This window comes from Polaromonas sp., from assembly GCF_016185115.1.
Lineage (GTDB): Bacteria > Pseudomonadota > Gammaproteobacteria > Burkholderiales > Burkholderiaceae_C > Polaromonas.
The window spans coordinates 415,202-430,299 of sequence record NZ_JACPOF010000021.1; the positions used below are offsets into that span (position 1 = coordinate 415,202).

15 protein-coding genes are annotated in these 15,098 nt (G+C 62.3%); 7 read left to right on the forward strand and 8 right to left on the reverse strand.

All coding sequences use genetic code 11. The annotated features are described in order from the left end of the window. Position 1 precedes the first annotated feature (1 nt). The 7 genes from HYX42_RS17380 to queA are packed head-to-tail and all read right to left on the reverse strand — an operon-like array spanning position 2 to position 6,385. Complete coding sequence (locus HYX42_RS17380) at positions 2–1,783, reverse strand: glycosyl transferase (protein ID WP_293405337.1); 1,782 nt, start codon at positions 1,781–1,783, stop codon at positions 2–4. Next, a complete protein-coding gene (locus tag HYX42_RS17385) occupies positions 1,780–2,295 on the reverse strand; it encodes a GtrA family protein (RefSeq protein WP_293405338.1) in 516 nt (171 codons plus the stop codon). The genes HYX42_RS17380 and HYX42_RS17385 overlap by 4 nt, the downstream gene beginning before the upstream one ends. After that, complete coding sequence (locus HYX42_RS17390; protein WP_293405340.1) at positions 2,292–3,542, reverse strand: glycosyltransferase family 9 protein; 1,251 nt, start codon at positions 3,540–3,542, stop codon at positions 2,292–2,294. Before HYX42_RS17390 ends, HYX42_RS17385 begins: the two co-directional genes overlap by 4 nt. Then, on the reverse strand, positions 3,539–4,678 hold the full coding sequence (gene tgt / locus HYX42_RS17395) for a tRNA guanosine(34) transglycosylase Tgt (protein ID WP_293405342.1): 1,140 nt from the start codon (positions 4,676–4,678) through the stop codon (positions 3,539–3,541). The genes HYX42_RS17390 and tgt overlap by 4 nt, the downstream gene beginning before the upstream one ends. Continuing rightward, positions 4,678–5,070, reverse strand: a complete 393-nt coding sequence (locus HYX42_RS17400; RefSeq protein WP_293405345.1) for a type II toxin-antitoxin system VapC family toxin — start codon at positions 5,068–5,070, stop codon at positions 4,678–4,680. The genes tgt and HYX42_RS17400 overlap by 1 nt, the downstream gene beginning before the upstream one ends. A gap of 3 nt (positions 5,071–5,073) precedes the next feature. Further along, a complete protein-coding gene (locus HYX42_RS17405; RefSeq protein WP_293405348.1) occupies positions 5,074–5,289 on the reverse strand; it encodes an AbrB/MazE/SpoVT family DNA-binding domain-containing protein in 216 nt (71 codons plus the stop codon). 10 nt (positions 5,290–5,299) lie between these two features. Next, positions 5,300–6,385, reverse strand: coding sequence for a tRNA preQ1(34) S-adenosylmethionine ribosyltransferase-isomerase QueA (gene queA / locus HYX42_RS17410; protein ID WP_293405350.1), 1,086 nt, complete (start codon positions 6,383–6,385; stop codon positions 5,300–5,302). A gap of 257 nt (positions 6,386–6,642) precedes the next feature. Between queA and recG the strand changes: the two genes are divergently transcribed. Continuing rightward, entirely contained in the window at positions 6,643–8,757 is a 2,115-nt protein-coding gene (gene recG, locus HYX42_RS17415) for an ATP-dependent DNA helicase RecG (RefSeq protein ID WP_293405352.1), read from the forward strand. A gap of 315 nt (positions 8,758–9,072) precedes the next feature. Here the strand turns inward: recG and HYX42_RS17420 are convergent, their stop codons facing one another. Then, complete coding sequence (locus HYX42_RS17420) at positions 9,073–10,572, reverse strand: PLP-dependent aminotransferase family protein (RefSeq protein WP_293405354.1); 1,500 nt, start codon at positions 10,570–10,572, stop codon at positions 9,073–9,075. Between the two features lie 119 nt (positions 10,573–10,691). On the opposite strand from HYX42_RS17420, the gene HYX42_RS17425 reads away from it, so the two are divergent. The 6 genes from HYX42_RS17425 to HYX42_RS17450 are packed head-to-tail and all read left to right on the forward strand — an operon-like array spanning position 10,692 to position 15,039. Beyond that, a complete protein-coding gene (locus HYX42_RS17425; protein WP_293405356.1) occupies positions 10,692–11,303 on the forward strand; it encodes a LysE family translocator in 612 nt (203 codons plus the stop codon). Continuing rightward, on the forward strand, positions 11,300–11,440 hold the full coding sequence (locus HYX42_RS17430) for a hypothetical protein (RefSeq protein ID WP_293405358.1): 141 nt from the start codon (positions 11,300–11,302) through the stop codon (positions 11,438–11,440). Before HYX42_RS17425 ends, HYX42_RS17430 begins: the two co-directional genes overlap by 4 nt. A 33-nt stretch (positions 11,441–11,473) precedes the next feature. Next, the gene (locus HYX42_RS17435) at positions 11,474–12,649 is read left to right on the forward strand and encodes a PLP-dependent aminotransferase family protein (RefSeq protein WP_293405360.1); all 1,176 of its coding nucleotides are present in this window, start codon (positions 11,474–11,476) and stop codon (positions 12,647–12,649) included. Next, entirely contained in the window at positions 12,646–13,272 is a 627-nt protein-coding gene (locus tag HYX42_RS17440; RefSeq protein ID WP_293405362.1) for a glutathione S-transferase, read from the forward strand. Before HYX42_RS17435 ends, HYX42_RS17440 begins: the two co-directional genes overlap by 4 nt. Before the next feature lie 11 nt (positions 13,273–13,283). Beyond that, on the forward strand, positions 13,284–14,291 hold the full coding sequence (locus HYX42_RS17445) for a PhzF family phenazine biosynthesis protein (RefSeq protein ID WP_293405364.1): 1,008 nt from the start codon (positions 13,284–13,286) through the stop codon (positions 14,289–14,291). A 34-nt stretch (positions 14,292–14,325) separates the two neighbouring features. Continuing rightward, positions 14,326–15,039, forward strand: a complete 714-nt coding sequence (locus tag HYX42_RS17450) for a VOC family protein (RefSeq protein WP_293405366.1) — start codon at positions 14,326–14,328, stop codon at positions 15,037–15,039. Positions 15,040–15,098 lie beyond the last annotated feature (59 nt).

A 15,098-nucleotide genomic window follows, 5' to 3' on the forward strand; every position in this document is an offset into this window, starting at 1 on the left:
CTCAGGGCTGCATTTTCTCGACCAGGTACTCGCGTGAATACCAGAAGGTGTCAGGCGTCTTGAGCGCCGCCCAGGTGCCTTCTTTCGGGTCCTGCCGTGAACGGATATCCCAGCGCACATCGATGACACGGCAGTTGGCGCAGGCCGGCTGGCCCAGCCTGCGCTGCACCAGCACATAGCGGCTCGTTTCGAAAAGTCTGGCTATGTCGGCGTCGCTGTAATCCACTGGCTGCGGGGCGTCATAGGCCGCGACTTTTGCACCTGTCAGCAGGAACTGGTAACGCTCGAACTGGCCGTTGAAGTTGTTGGGCACACGCACGGTCTGCCCCTGCATCAGCGCCACCGTGCTGCTCTTGAAATGGCCGATGGGGCCGTTGAACGGGGCCGTCACCCAGGCCATTGCGATGAGAAAGGCAAAGCTGCAGGGCAGGGTCAGCGCCTGCGTCCAGGACTTCTTGACGATGCCTGCAAGGCTGGCCAGCACCATCAGTGCGAGCAGCAACCAGAACAGTGGCGAATACACACCTGCATCCTGCGTGGCCTTCACTGCGCCGTAACCAATTGACGCCATGGCCAGCGCGCCCAATATGGCGAAGACCAGTGTCAGGCTGAACCATATGCGGCTGATCCGCTCCCAGTAGAGCGCGATGAGCACAGCCACTGCCGGCATGGCGGGAATCAGGTAACGCGCAGAGCGCTGGCTGGGCAACATGAAGACAAGGGCCAGGGCCAGCAGCCAGAGCCACATGACTTTTTCTGCATCGCTGATTTTTTTGCCTGTCTGGCGCCTGGCGCGGTAGCTGCGCCAGGCCGTCCAGGCGGCGCCAACAGACAGCGGAAACAGCAGGCCCGCATTGACGAAGTAACCGGTCAGGATGACGGGTACGCCGCCCGAGCCGCTGAATGCCAGCGAGAGGTAGGACGGGCCGGACTTGAACTTGCCAGCGTTTTCGCCAACGACAAACTCGCGCCAGACTTCGCCCGGCAGAGGGTCCAGCACAAACCAGAGACTGAACACGGCGAGCGCCAGCGCGCAGACGATAGTGGTCTTGATCACATCACCGAACAGACCGGGCCTGACGATCTGCCGCGGCGTGCGGCGTGCGTGGATGATCTGGTAGCACAGGGCCAGCGCGAGGCCGATGGGCGCAACCATCGCAAACGATTTGTAGAGGCAGCCAATGCCTATCGCCAGGCCCGCAAGTACGGGAAATTTCCAGCGCGAAGCCAGCAACTTTGCCGGCGACCAGGCCATCGCAAAAAACACACTGCCCAGCCAGAAGGTTTCAGGTGCACTGGTGAGGTAGGGCCGGCCGTAACGGTAAGTGCTGAAGAAACACAGGAAGACCAGGGCGGCAATCGCGCCCATCGACATGGCGTGTGTGTGTTTTGTGGTGCCTCCGCCGGGCAATGGCTCGGTGTCTTTGACGATCCTCCATGTGAGCAGGCCCACCACCAGCGCCGTTGCCCAGAGGTAAATCACGCTGGGCAAACGCAGCCGGAGCAGCGTCCAGTGCTCGCCCCAGCCGCCTGCCGCCATGGCCTGCCAGAACAGCATGGGCGGCTTGGTGTTGCGCATGAAGTCGTAAGAGCTCACCAGTGGCAGCCAGTGCCCGCTTTCTGCCGTCAGGCGTGCGATGTGGGCGTAGACCAGCTCATCGCCATTGCGCGGGATGTGGTCACCGCCCAGCTGGAACAGGTAGGCCAGTGCCGCTACCAACGCCAGGCCCAGCCATATCAGGTGCCCCGGTACGCGACTCGTCGATGGCTGAGGGCTGCTCATGGTTTGCCGAGCGGTGAATCCGAGGGGTCTGGCGGCTCGTTTTTGCGGCGCCGGAATGTGAGCTTGTCATTGGCCAGGAAGTTGAAGGCACTGGCCAGGGCGATGGCCATGATGTTGGCAATCGCATAGTGCAGGTAAACGGCCAGCCATTTCGTCACCAGAAACTGGATGATGATGGACAGCGCAGCAGCCATCACGTATTTGGCAAACAGCACCAGCGCGGATTGCTGCACCGCGTTCTGCCGGTCGCGCCAGGTCATGCGGCGGTTCCAGTAAAAGTTGCTGATGGTTGCGATGCTGATGGCCAGCGCAATGGAGTAATTCAGCCGGTCATGCGAGTCGGCAATATGCTGGAACAAAAACTCCTGCGAGAAGGCCAGCACCGCAATGTTGATGACCGTGCCGCTGGCCCCTACCAGCCCGAAACGGATAAAACGCCAGCGCGCCATGGGCTGCAGCTTTGGCGGCAGCAGGGCGATCAGCTTTTCGGCAAAGTCCCTCAAGGCGCTCATGCGGCGATTGCCTTTTCAGCACCGTCATGCTTTAAGTATTCACGCGCCTTTTCCAGCACCGCACCCGGCGCTATCACCTTCAGGCACTGGTTGTCACCATCGCAATACGACGAGCGGTGGTTATAGGCCGTGAGACAGGGCGAGCAGGGGTAGCTGCTGTAAAACGAATGGCAGCGTGGCGTCAGCGGTGCGTACAGGCCGGGTGTCTCGGGGCCGAACAGCATCAGCGTCCAGATGGGCGTGAGCGCCGCAAACTGGCCGGGGCCGCCATCGTTGGTGACCAGGAGCTTCGCCACATGAAAGAGGGCCAGCAACTCGGCAATCGAGCGCGTGTAGCCGGTCAAATCAATGGCGGTGCTGCCCGGTGCGGCGGCCTGTATGTTGGCAACCAGTTGCTGCGCCAGCGCGCGGTCGTCTTTGAGGCCAATGACGGCGACTGCACAGCCGTCTGCCACCAGGCCTTCGCATAGCGCGGTGTACGAGGCCAGCGGCCAGGCGCGTATCGGCAAAATGCCGCCGCCCGGGTACACCAGCACCAGCGGCTTGCCGGCAAGGGCGGGAAAGTCATTGGCCAGCCGGCGTTCAATGTCGGGCTTGAGCGCTGGATCGAGCTGTACGTGTGGCGGCGGTTTGCCCGACAAGGTGATGGCCTGCTTGGACTTGGGCACCGCCGTCGAGTCAATCGCACGGGCCAGCGTCAAAAACTGTGCGCTGATGTGCTGGTAAGGGTTGTAGGGCACAGGGCGGTTGATGTGCGAGCCGCGGTACAGGCCTTCCTGGGTGTGGCGGTGAAAGCCGACCCGTACTGATGCACCGCTGGCAAACGACAGCAGGCTGCTGATGCGCGAAAACAGTTCGCAGTCAATGGCCACGTCCACGTTCGCGTGGCGCAGGTCCTTGATGGCCTTCCACAGGCTGCTGAATAAACCCTTGAGGGACTTGTCATCTACCGTGTGCACGTTTTCCGGCTTGATGAGCTGCATCAGGTCCAGGATTTCGCGGTTCTTGTCGAACAGCAGCGCATGCAGTTCCGCATCGGGGTAGCGTGTCTTCAGGCGCGTGAACATGTCATGCGCCAGCACCAGGCTGCCCATCTCGGACAGCAGGATGATGACGATGGCGCGCGGCGCCTTGTCAGCCAGGCCCGATGGGCGGAAAGGGCGAATCACGGCATCAACCAGCGACACCGCCGCGCACAGTGGTATGCCCACCCAGCGGTCTATCCAGCGCTGAAGGTCTATATTCATACGCCCCGCGCCCGGTCAGCCTTGAATTGCTGCACAAACGTACCGAAGGTTCCGGCGTCGAGCGCATCGCGAACTTCCTGCATCAGGTTCAGGTAATAGTGCAGGTTGTGGATGCTGGACAGCATGGGGCCCAGCATTTCGCCGCAGCGGTCCAGGTGGTGCATGTAGGCGCGGCTGAAATTTTTGCAGGTGTAGCAGGTGCAGGTCGCATCGACAGGCGCGTCTTCGGATTTGTAGCGCGCATTGCGAATCTTCAAATCACCGAAGCGCGTGAACATATGGCCGTTGCGCGCATTGCGGGTAGGCATCACGCAGTCGAACATGTCAACACCGGCGGCCACGCCTTCGACCAGGTCTTCCGGTGTGCCTACGCCCATCAGGTAACGCGGTTTGTGTGCCGGCAGGCGGTGCGGCGTGTGCGCCATGATGCGCTGCATTTCTTCTTTCGGCTCCCCCACGCTGACACCGCCCACGGCATAGCCGGGCAGGTCGAGTTCGACCAGGGCGTCCAGCGATTCCTGGCGCAGGTTCTCGAACATGCCGCCCTGCACAATGCCGAAGAGCGCATTCGGGTTTTCAAGCCGCGTAAATTCCGTCATGCAGCGGCTGGCCCAGCGTTTGCTGAGTTCCATGGAGGTGCGCGCTTCGGCTTCGGTCGTGATGTGGCCTGCCGTGTCGTAGGGCGTGCACTCGTCAAACTGCATGACGATGTCGCTGTTCAATATGGTCTGGATCTGCATCGAGACTTCGGGCGTCAGAAATAGCTTGTCGCCGTTCACCGGCGACGAGAACTTCACGCCTTCCTCGGTGATCTTGCGGCCCTTGCCGTCGGTGCCGCCCAGCGACCAGACCTGGAAGCCGCCGCTGTCGGTCAGTATGGGTTTGTTCCAGCTTTCAAAGCGGTGCAGGCCGCCGAACTGCTTGACCACATCCAGCCCGGGCCGCATCCATAGATGAAAGGTGTTGCCAAGGATGATTTGTGCGCCCATGTCTTCCAGCGACTGCGGCATCACGCCCTTGACCGTGCCATAGGTGCCTACCGGCATGAATATGGGGGTTTGCACCACGCCGTGGTTCAGGGTCAAGGCGCCCCGGCGCGCATGGCCGTCGGTCTTGAGAAGGTCAAATTTCAGCATCAGTTCTTCGGAAAATATTTAACGCCCGGCAAACCTTCGAAGTGCTGGTCCTGCGTCCATAAGGTGGCGCCGCGCATCTGTGCCGTGGCGTAGATCAGGCTGTCAGCCATGGGCAGGCCGGTGGCTGCTGCGCTCAGGGCGATGTTCAGGTTGACATCGATCACGTCGCCTTCACGCATCAGGGCAACCGCCTGGTTGGCGTGGGCCGCGCCAAACTCGCGCAACGCAACCTTGTAGACCTCATAGATGGTCATGATGGGCACAATCAGCGCCCCGGTGTTCTCGATCAGCTCCGCATAGCGTTTTGCGTGCGCAGAGTCGCTGAAATATTCCAGCCAGCAGGACGAGTCGAGTGCAGCCGGCGCTGCGGCTGCGGTTTTGCTGCGGGGCATGCTTTAGAAACGTTCCGGGTCGGAGGGGATGTCGGTGCTGGACAGGCCCGCCAGCAGGCCGCGGTATTCCGGGGCGGACTTTACCGGCACCAGCTGGATGACACCATTGACCTCAAACACGCTCATGCGGCTGCCGGGCTTGATGCCCCCAGCCTCGCGAATCTCGCGCGGGATCACAACCTGGTATTTTGGGGACACGATGACGGTCTGGTTTTGCATATCGATCATTTTATCGTACAACTGACTGGCTGTCGATGCCATTGGTGGTATCAGTCTTGCGCTGCAGCAGCATGGAATCCCCATAACTGAAGAAGCGGTAGCGATGAGCAATGGCGTGGCTGTACAGCGCCATGATGTGTTCGTAGCCTGAAAACGCGCTCACCAGCATCATCAGCGTGCTTTTCGGCAGATGGAAGTTGGTCAGCAGCAGGTCCACCACCTTGAAGTCAAAGCCCGGCGTGATGAAGATATTGGTGTCTTTGCATTCCGGGCCAAACGCCGCATCCGACTCCAGCGCACGTACCGTGGTCGTACCCACCGCCACCACGCGACCGCCGCGCGCCTTGCAATCGGCAATCGCCTGGCGCGTGGCGTCCGGCACTTCAAAACGCTCGAAGTGCATGGTGTGGTCTGCAATGTTCTCGGTCTTGACGGGCTGGAAAGTGCCGGCCCCGACGTGCAGCGTGACGCTGGCACGCTGTATGCCGCGAGCCTCCAGCTGCGCCAGCACGGCCTCGTCGAAGTGCAGCGCAGCCGTCGGTGCGGCCACCGCGCCCGGGCTGCGCGCAAACACGGTCTGGTAGCGCCGCTCGTCGTCTTCCGAATCGGTGTGCGTGATGTAGGGCGGCAGCGGCACATGGCCGTGCGCGGCCATCAGCGCGTAGGGGTCGCTGCTGAGTTTGAAGCGGTAAAGCGGGCCGTCTTCGTTCGGCCAGCGGCCCAGCAGGGTCGCGGTGAAGCCGCCGTCCATCTCCATGACGGCGCCTGGCAGGGGCTTTTTGCTGACCTTCATATGCGCGGCGACCTCGTGACCGGACTCCGCATCCGGCGACAGCACACGTTCGATCAGCAGTTCAAGTTTGCCGCCGCTGGACTTTTGCCCGAACAGCCGTGCCTTGACCACTTTTGTGTCGTTAAAGACCAGCAAATCGCCGGGCAGCAGCAGGCCGGGCAGGTCGGTGAAACGCCGGTCAACGGGAATGTCTTCGCGGCCGTCGAGCAGGCGCGAAGCACTGCGCTGGGCGGCAGGGTGCTGGGCGATGAGTTCGTCGGGCAGGCTGAAATCAAAATCGCCCAGGCTGAAATGCTGCTTCATGAACCTCGAAACTGCATTTGAATGCACCTGAGTGTGCTGTCCGTACGGTGCCAGGCAAGGCGTGACAACGCAGTGGGCCTGCTGCCCACAAGGCGGAGCAACGCCGCATGGTGCTGTGCGGACAGCGCAATCGGGTGCATAGCGTGGTCACACACAAAGCGTGTGCCAAAGAAAAGGAAAAACACGGTACTGAAGCGGTCTTTTAAATGTTTACAAGCGATCAACTGCAGTTTCCAGGTTGACTGCACAATTGTCCCATGCCGCCCAACGCCAAAAAGGCTACACCGCCTGCTGCCAAAACCGCTCCCGCGGCGGCGGAGAAATCGCAGGCGCAACGCGCCCTTGAAAAGCTGGGCCTCAAACGCGACATTGACCTGGCCCTGCACCTGCCGCTGCGCTACGAAGACGAAACCCGCATCGTGATGCTGAAAGATGCGCGCGACGGCGACCTGGTGCAGATCGAGGCGACCGTGACCGACAGCCAGGTCAGTTTCAGGCCGCGCCGCCAGCTGCGCGTGACGGTCGACGACGGCAGCGACACCTGCACGTTGCGTTTCATCAACTTTTACCCCTCGCACCAGAAAACCCTGAGCGTGGGCGCGCGTGTGCGGGTGCGCGGCGAGCTGCGTGGCGGTTTTGTCAGTCGTGAGATGGTGCACCCCAGCTTCAAGCTGGCGGGCGGCGAACTGCCGGGCGCGCTGACCCCTGTTTATTCAACCGTGGCGGGCCTGCCGCAGGCTTACCTGCGCAAGGCCGTCCTCAGCGGCACCAGCCGCGCCGATTTGAGTGAAACAATTCCCGGCGCTTTCCTGCAGAAAACACCGTCGCAGGCCATGCTCGGCCTGCGTGAGGCGCTGCAGTTTTTGCACAACCCCACGCCCGATGTGTCGCTGGCCACGCTGGAAGACCATACCCATCCGGCCTGGCAGCGCCTGAAGGCTGAAGAACTGCTGGCGCAGCAGCTGTCTCAGTTGCAGGCCAAACGTATTCGCGCCGCCATGCGGGCACCGGCGCTGAATGGCCCCGCCATGCGCGGCCCGCAGTGCACGCTCTACGAGCAGCTGCTGGAGCGCCTGCCCTTTCGCCTGACAGCCGCGCAGCAGCGTGTGAGCGATGAGATCGAGCAGGACCTGAAAAAGAACGTGCCCATGCACCGGCTGTTGCAGGGCGATGTCGGCTCTGGCAAGACGGTGGTCGCCGCGCTGGCTGCCATGCGCTGCATCGATGCCGGCTGGCAGTGCGCGCTGATGGCGCCGACCGAAATCCTGGCCGAGCAGCATTTCCGCAAGCTGGTGGCCTGGCTGGAGCCGCTGGGCATCAAAACCGCCTGGCTGACCGGCAGCCAGAAGGCCAAAGAGCGCCGCGAATCACTGGCTGCGATTGCCAGCGGCGAAGCCATGCTGGTGGTGGGCACCCACGCCGTGATCCAGGACAAGGTGGTGTTCAAGAACCTGGCGCTGGCCATCATCGATGAGCAGCACCGCTTTGGCGTGGCGCAGCGGCTGGCTTTGCGCAGCAAGATGACTGTCGGAGGTGAAGAACCCCACCTTTTGATGATGACGGCGACGCCGATTCCAAGAACGCTGGCCATGAGTTATTACGCCGACCTGGACGTTTCGACGATTGACGAACTCCCGCCCGGCCGCACCCCCATCGTCACCAAGGTGGTCAGCGATGCGCGGCGCGACGAAGTCATTGAGCGCATTCGCCATCAGCTTGCAGAGGGCCGGCAGGTGTACTGGGTCTGCCCGCTGATTGAAGAAAGCGAATCCATAGACCTCGTCAACGCGACTGAAACGCATGACTCACTAAGCAAGGCCCTGCCCGGCGTGCTGGTCGGCCTGCTGCATTCGCGCATGAGCGTGGCCGAGAAAAAAGCCGTGATGGGGCTGTTCACCGACGGTCTGATGGGCGTGCTGGTCAGCACCACGGTCATCGAGGTCGGCGTGGATGTGCCCAACGCCTCGCTCATGGTGGTCGAGCACGCCGAGCGTTTCGGCCTGAGCCAGCTGCATCAGCTGCGTGGCCGGGTCGGGCGCGGCGCGGCGGCCTCAGCCTGCGTGCTGCTTTACTCAACCGGCGACGCGCCCCGGCTGGGCGAGATGGCCCGCTCACGCCTCAAGGCCATGGCCGAAACCAACGATGGTTTCGAGATCGCCCGACGCGATCTTGAGATACGCGGCCCGGGCGAGTTTCTGGGCGCCCGGCAGTCGGGTGCGCCGCTGCTGCGTTTTGCCGATTTGGCGGTGGACGGCGACTGGCTCGCCTGGGCCCGGGAACTGGCCCCCCGCATGCTGGACCAGCACACGGAGCTGGCGCATAGGCATATTGCCCGGTGGCTGGGGGGGAAGGCTGACTTTCTGAAAGCCTGACTTCAGGCTGGATTTGCTATTTAAATCGTAGCTGGTCACGCTCGTATTTAAAAGGCTGCAGCCGATTTGATGCCTAATAACGGCCTGTTTTTGGGGTGTTTTCGGGCTGAAAATGCCGGATGAGAGGCTTCAAGCAGGCAAAAGTTAATACCCATATTAACTTTTTGTTAATTTTTAACGTGTACGTTAAATTTTTGCCGTAGGTATTAAAAACTATCCCTGCCCTGCTTGATTTTGGCGAAGCAAAAGAAAGTGCCTCGCCTGCCGGGGCGAGACCCGGCTTGGTAGTGAAGGGCACCCACCCCAAACCAATAACTACTTCATCGCATCCCTAAGCCGAGCAAAAACCTTCCAGAATGCCGCCTCCTGGGTCGTCGCAAAATTAATCCGCATGAGCGTGCCGGGCGTCCGCTGCGCATGAAACAGCGAGCCCGGCGCAATCAGGTAACCCTCATCGAGCATGCGCTGCGCCAGCGCGTCGGTGTCCACCCCCGTATCCACCCAGCCAAAGAGGCCCGCCGGTTCGGATTCGAAGCTGCAGCCGTGTGCCAGCGCGAGCTTGACGCTGCGTGCGCGCGCCTGCGCCAGCCTTGTGCGTATGCGCTCTGAATGCCGGCGCAGCTGGCCCTGCTCCATACACCAGGCGAGGGCTTTCTCCAGCAGGGCGGGTGTTGTCAGGGTGGCGAGCAGTTTGGTGTCGAGCAGGCGCTCGACCAGGTCTGCCGGTGCAGCCATGAAACCCACGCGCCAGCCCGGCGCAAGAATCTTGGCGAAGCCGCTGACGTAAATCGTGCGCTGCAGGCCGTCGAGCGAACACAGCCGCGTGGCGTGTTCGGGCGCGAGGTGGCTGTAGGTGTCATCTTCAACGATGTGGAAGTTGTGCGCGTTGGCCAGTTGCAGCAGGCGGTGTGCACTGCCGGGCGAGAGGCAGCGGCCGGTGGGGTTGTGGAACACGCTGACGCTGACAAACAGCTTGGGCTGGTGCGCTTCGCAGTATTTCGCCATCACCTCCAGGTCAGGGCCGTCGTCGCGGCGTGGCACCGGCAGTATGCGCATGCCCATCGCGTCAAGCCGGGCAAACTCCACCGCCCATCCGGGTTCTTCAACCATCACGCAGTCGCCGGCGCGCAGCAGGGTGCGGCTGACGATGTCGAGCGCGTGTGTGGCGCCGACGGTGGTGATGATCTGTTCGGGCACGGCGTGCACATTCAGGCCCGCCAGCTTTTGCGACAGCGCGCGGCGCAGGCTGATATCGCCCTTGGGCTCGCCGTATTGCAGCGATGAGGAGCGCAGGGCCTGCGTGCTGGTGAATTTGCGTACGGCGGCAGGCATGAAGGCGTTGTCCAGCCACTCGGACGGGAACACGCCCATGCCGGGCTGCGGCTTTTTGCTGACGGTGTGGAACATGCCGCGTATCAATGCGGTCGCATCCACAGGCGCATGCCGCGACGCCATCCACACGGCGGTGTTCCATGAGCCTGACGCATCCCCGGCTTGCGCATTCACGCCCACCAGCGGGCTGGCAATGTTTTTGGTGGCTGAATTGGCAATGTCTATATCGGCCGTGCTGCCCGGCACATGGATGGCCGTGTCGCGCACAAAAAAGCCGCTGTTTTTACGCGCCACCACCAGCCCCTGCGCCTGCAGCTGGTCATAGGCCGCCACCACGGTCGACACACTTACGCCCTGCTGCTGCGCGCACAGCCGCACCGAGGGCAGGCGCGCGCCCGGCGCCATCAGGCGGTTGCGTATGCGCTCTGCAAAGCGGCCGTAGAGCTGCTCGGTCAACGACTGTGAGGTGGTTTTCATCAACATGGCAGGATCACTTTCTGCACGGCTTGCCGGGTGTGCTGGTTTTACGACCAGTACAGTTTGCCAATTTGTAGCCAAAACTGTATTGATCGTGTACTGCTTTCAACTATAAAGTGAGATGCATGAACTGGCAAGAATTCACCGCCCTGCTGGTGCTGGCCACGGCGATGAGCTTCACGCCCGGGCCCAACACCACGCTCTCGACCGCGATTGCGGCCAACCACGGTCTCAGGCGGGCCCTGCCTTTTGCATTTTCAGTCGCCGCTGGCTGGGGCGTGCTGCTGACGCTGTGCGCGTGGGGACTGGGCGCGCTGGTGCTGGCGGTGCCGCTTCTGAGCATGGCCATCAAGGCCGTCGGTGTTGCTTACCTTTTATGGCTGGCTTTGAAGATCGCACGATCCAGCACGCTGAGCGAAGCCGATGCAAAACGCATGACCATAGGTTTCTGGCAGGGCGCTGCGCTGCAGTTCGTCAACATCAAGGCCTGGATGCTGGCGCTCGCCATTGTCAGCGGCTGGATAGCCGGACACGCCGACTGGGGCCAGCGCCTGCTCATCGTGTTGCCCATCATGATGTTCTACGCCCTCAGCAGCAATGTGACGTACGCGCTGGCAGGCTCGCTGCTGCGCCACTGGCTGGCGGGCCCTGCAGGCACGGGCCGCAGGTTGCGTGTCTTCAACCGCATCATGGCGGCAGTGCTGGTTGCAACCGCGCTGTGGATGCTGGCACTATGAAGATCACACGCGACCGGCGCCAGAGCAAGCGCAAGCTGCCTGTCGGCCTGATGGACATGGCGGCCACGCCGCGGCGCCTGGTCACTGCAAAAAGCTGCGCCCTGGCAAAGATGCGAAACTCTTTTATTGCCCGCTGACAACACATCAAAAAAACCATGGAAAAGACAAACATGAAATGGACACAGGCCGCACGCGCGGAAAAGATGAACCCCTCCTTCATCCGCGAAATCCTGAAGGTCACCGAGAAGCCCGGCATCATCAGTTTTGCCGGTGGCCTGCCTTCGCCCAAAACATTCCCGGTTGATGCGTTTGCAAAGGCCTGCGCCACCGTGCTGTCCACCGACGGCCAGGGCGCGCTGCAATATGCCGCCAGCGAAGGGTATGCGCCGCTGCGCGAATGGGTCGCCGCCTCGCTGCCCTGGGACATCGACCCGGCACAGGTGCTGATCACCACCGGCAGCCAGCAGGCGCTGGATTTGATCGCCAAGATCCTGATCGACAAGGGCTCGCGTGTGCTGGTCGAGACACCGACCTACCTGGGCGCGCTGCAGGCCTTCACGCCCATGGAACCCGAGTTCGTGAGCGTGGCCGGCCATGCCGACGGCATTGACGTGGACGACCTGGCCGCCAAGGCGCCCGGCGCACGCTTCATGTATGTGCTGCCCAACTTCCAGAACCCGACCGGCAACTCCATCAACGAAGCCGGCCGTGTGGCGCTCAGTGCCGCCGCCGCCAAAGCCGGCCTGCCGCTGATTGAAGACAACCCTTATGGCGACCTGTGGTTCGACGCCCCGCCGCCGCTGCCACTGACAGCGCGCAACCCTGAGGGCTGCATCTACATGGGCAGCTTCAGCAAGACGCTGGCGCCCGGCCTGCGCCTGGGTTTTATGGTCGCGCCCAAAGAGCTGTACCCCAAGCTGCTGCAGGCCAAGCAGGCAGCCGATCTGCACACACCGAGCTTTAACCAGCGCATGGTGGTTGAGGTGCTCAAGGGCGGCTTTCTGGACCGCCACGTGCCGACGATTCGTGCGCTCTACAAATCGCAGCGCGACGCCATGCTGGCCGCGCTCGATAAAAACCTGGCCGGCACCGGCGTGACCTGGAACAAGCCCGCGGGCGGCATGTTCCTGTGGCTCAAGCTGCCCAAGGGCATGGATGCGGTCAAGCTGCTGCCGCTGGCGGTGGAGCGCAATGTGGCCTATGTACCCGGCGCGCCGTTCTACAGCGGCGAGGCCGAGCACGGCAACCTGCGCCTGTCGTTTGTGACGGCATCAGTCGAGCAGATCAACACCGGCATTGCCGCGCTGGCCGAGGTCTTCAAGACCAACCTGCCCAAATCATCATGAGCACATTGCACATCTGGGGCCGCATGAGCTCCATCAACGTGCGCAAGGTGGTGTGGGCCGCGCAGGAGCTGGGGCTGGAATTCCAGCGCACCGAAGCGGGCGGCAGGTTTGGCGTGGTCAAGACGCCTGAATATATGGGCCTGAACCCGAACTCGCTGGTGCCGGTGATTGAAGACGGCAGCTATGTGCTGTGGGAGTCGAACGTGGTGGTGCGCTATCTGTGCGCCAAACATTCACTGGGCACGCTTTACCCCGAAGAGTTGCAACTGCGCTTTGATGCAGAGCGCTGGATGGACTGGCAGCAGACCACCTTCAGCCCCGCCGGGCGGGATGCTTTCTGGCAACTGATTCGCACGGCACCCGAAGCGCGCGACCATGCGCTGATCGAAAAATCAATCGCAGCCGTCGAGCCGCTTTTGCAAATGCTTGAAGCCCATCTGGCGGGACGCAGCTACATGACGGGCGGGCAGTTCACCATGGCCGACATTCCGGTGGCCTGCGAGATACACCGCTGGTTTGGCCTGCCGCAGCCGCGCAAGGCCTGGCCCAACATCGAGCGCTGGTACGACAGCATCTGGAACCGGCAGACCACCAAGGGCGTACTGGACCAGCCCCTTTCATAACAAAGCAAACCATGCAAACCCGCCCCTTCAAGCAGATCGACGTCTTCACAGCCACCCCCTACTTCGGCAACCCGCTGGCGGTGGTGCTGGACGCGGCCGGGCTGGATGACGCGGCGATGCGGCGTTTTGCGAACTGGACCAACCTGTCGGAAACAACTTTCCTGTTGCCGCCCAGGGATGCGTCGGCTGACTACGCGGTACGCATCTTCACGCCGGGCGGCGAGCTGCCTTTTGCCGGCCACCCGACGCTGGGCAGCTGCCATGCATGGCTGCAGGCAGGCGGCAAGGCCAAACGAAAAGACGTGATCGTGCAGGAGTGCCAGGTCGGGCTGGTGCAGATACGGCAAGAAAAAGCGGGCCAGCGCCTGGCCTTTGCTGCGCCCCCGCTCAAGCGCTCAGCGCCCAGCCCGGTGCTGCTCGCACAGGTTGCGGCGGCACTTGGCCTGAAGGCCGCGCAGATCACAGCTGCGCAAACGCTGGACAACGGCCCGGTCTGGATGGGCCTGCTGCTGGACAGCCCGGAGACCGTGCTGCAACTGGCGCCCAACAACCTTGAACTCGGCAAGCTCAATGTGAAGATAGGTGTGGCGGGCCTTTATGAAAAGGCAGAAACCACACCGCTGATAGGTCGTGCCAACCGGGAAGCAAGAGCGTTTGCCCCCACGCTCCGCACTGGCGTGTCGTCGCTGCCCCCCGCGGGGGCTGAACTTGCTCGGGGCGGCCCGTCGCGGCGTTCGGCCGCTTCGATGGTCGCCAGCACTGAGGCCGGTAACCCTGACATAGAGGTACGCGCCTTCGCGCCCGGCATAGGCATCAACGAAGACCCGGTGACCGGCAGCTTCAATGCCGGATTGGCGCAATGGCTGATGGCCGATGGTTATGCGCCTGAAAACTACGTCGCATCGCAGGGCGTGTGCCTGAACCGTGCCGGGCTGGTTTACCTTGATCGTGATGCGAATGGCCAGGTGTGGGTGGGTGGTGAATCTGTGACCTGCATCGATGGAAACGTGACGCTCTGACGCATCAAGGTCCCGGACGCTTTAGGATGGCGTGATGAAACCCCCGGCCCCGCCCATCACCCCGAGCTCGCGTGTCGACCACCTGGTGGTGGCTGCAGCCAGCCTGGCGCAGGGCGTGCAGTGGTGTGAAGCCACGCTGGGCATCACGCCCGGCCCCGGTGGCGAGCACCCGCTGATGGGCACACACAACCGGCTGTTCAGCATCGCGTCGGCGGATTATCCAAACGCCTATTTTGAAATCATCGCCATACAGCCGGGCGCAAGCACAACAAGACCGCCGGGCGCAAAACGCTGGTTTGATCTTGACGACGGCCTGCTGCATGCGCGTCTTTTGTCGCACGGCCCGCAGCTCATCCACTTTGTCGCCAGCACGCCGCAGGCACAGGCCGGCATCAGGTCACTGGCCCGCCTGGGCCTTGATCGCGGCGAAGTGTTGCAGGCTTCGCGCCCCACGCCTCAAGGCCTGCTGAGCTGGAAGATCAGCGTGCGCCGTGACGGCCAGCGGCTGTTTTATGGCGGCCTGCCGACGCTGATTGAATGGGGGTCGGTACACCCGTCTGCCTCCATGCCGCCATCCGGCGTCACGCTGCAATCGCTGCATGCCAGCCATGCGCGGCCTGATGCCTTGAGGGCAGCACATGAAGCCATAGGCCTTGCGAATGTCGATGTACTTCAGGGCAGGCCCAACCTTGTTGCCGTGCTGCAGACGCCGCGTGGCCTTGTCACGCTTGAATCGGGAGGGCACTGAGTGATATTTGGTTTGCACGAGTCCTTCTTTTCAACTTCCTGAGCTTTTCCCGGTCCTGC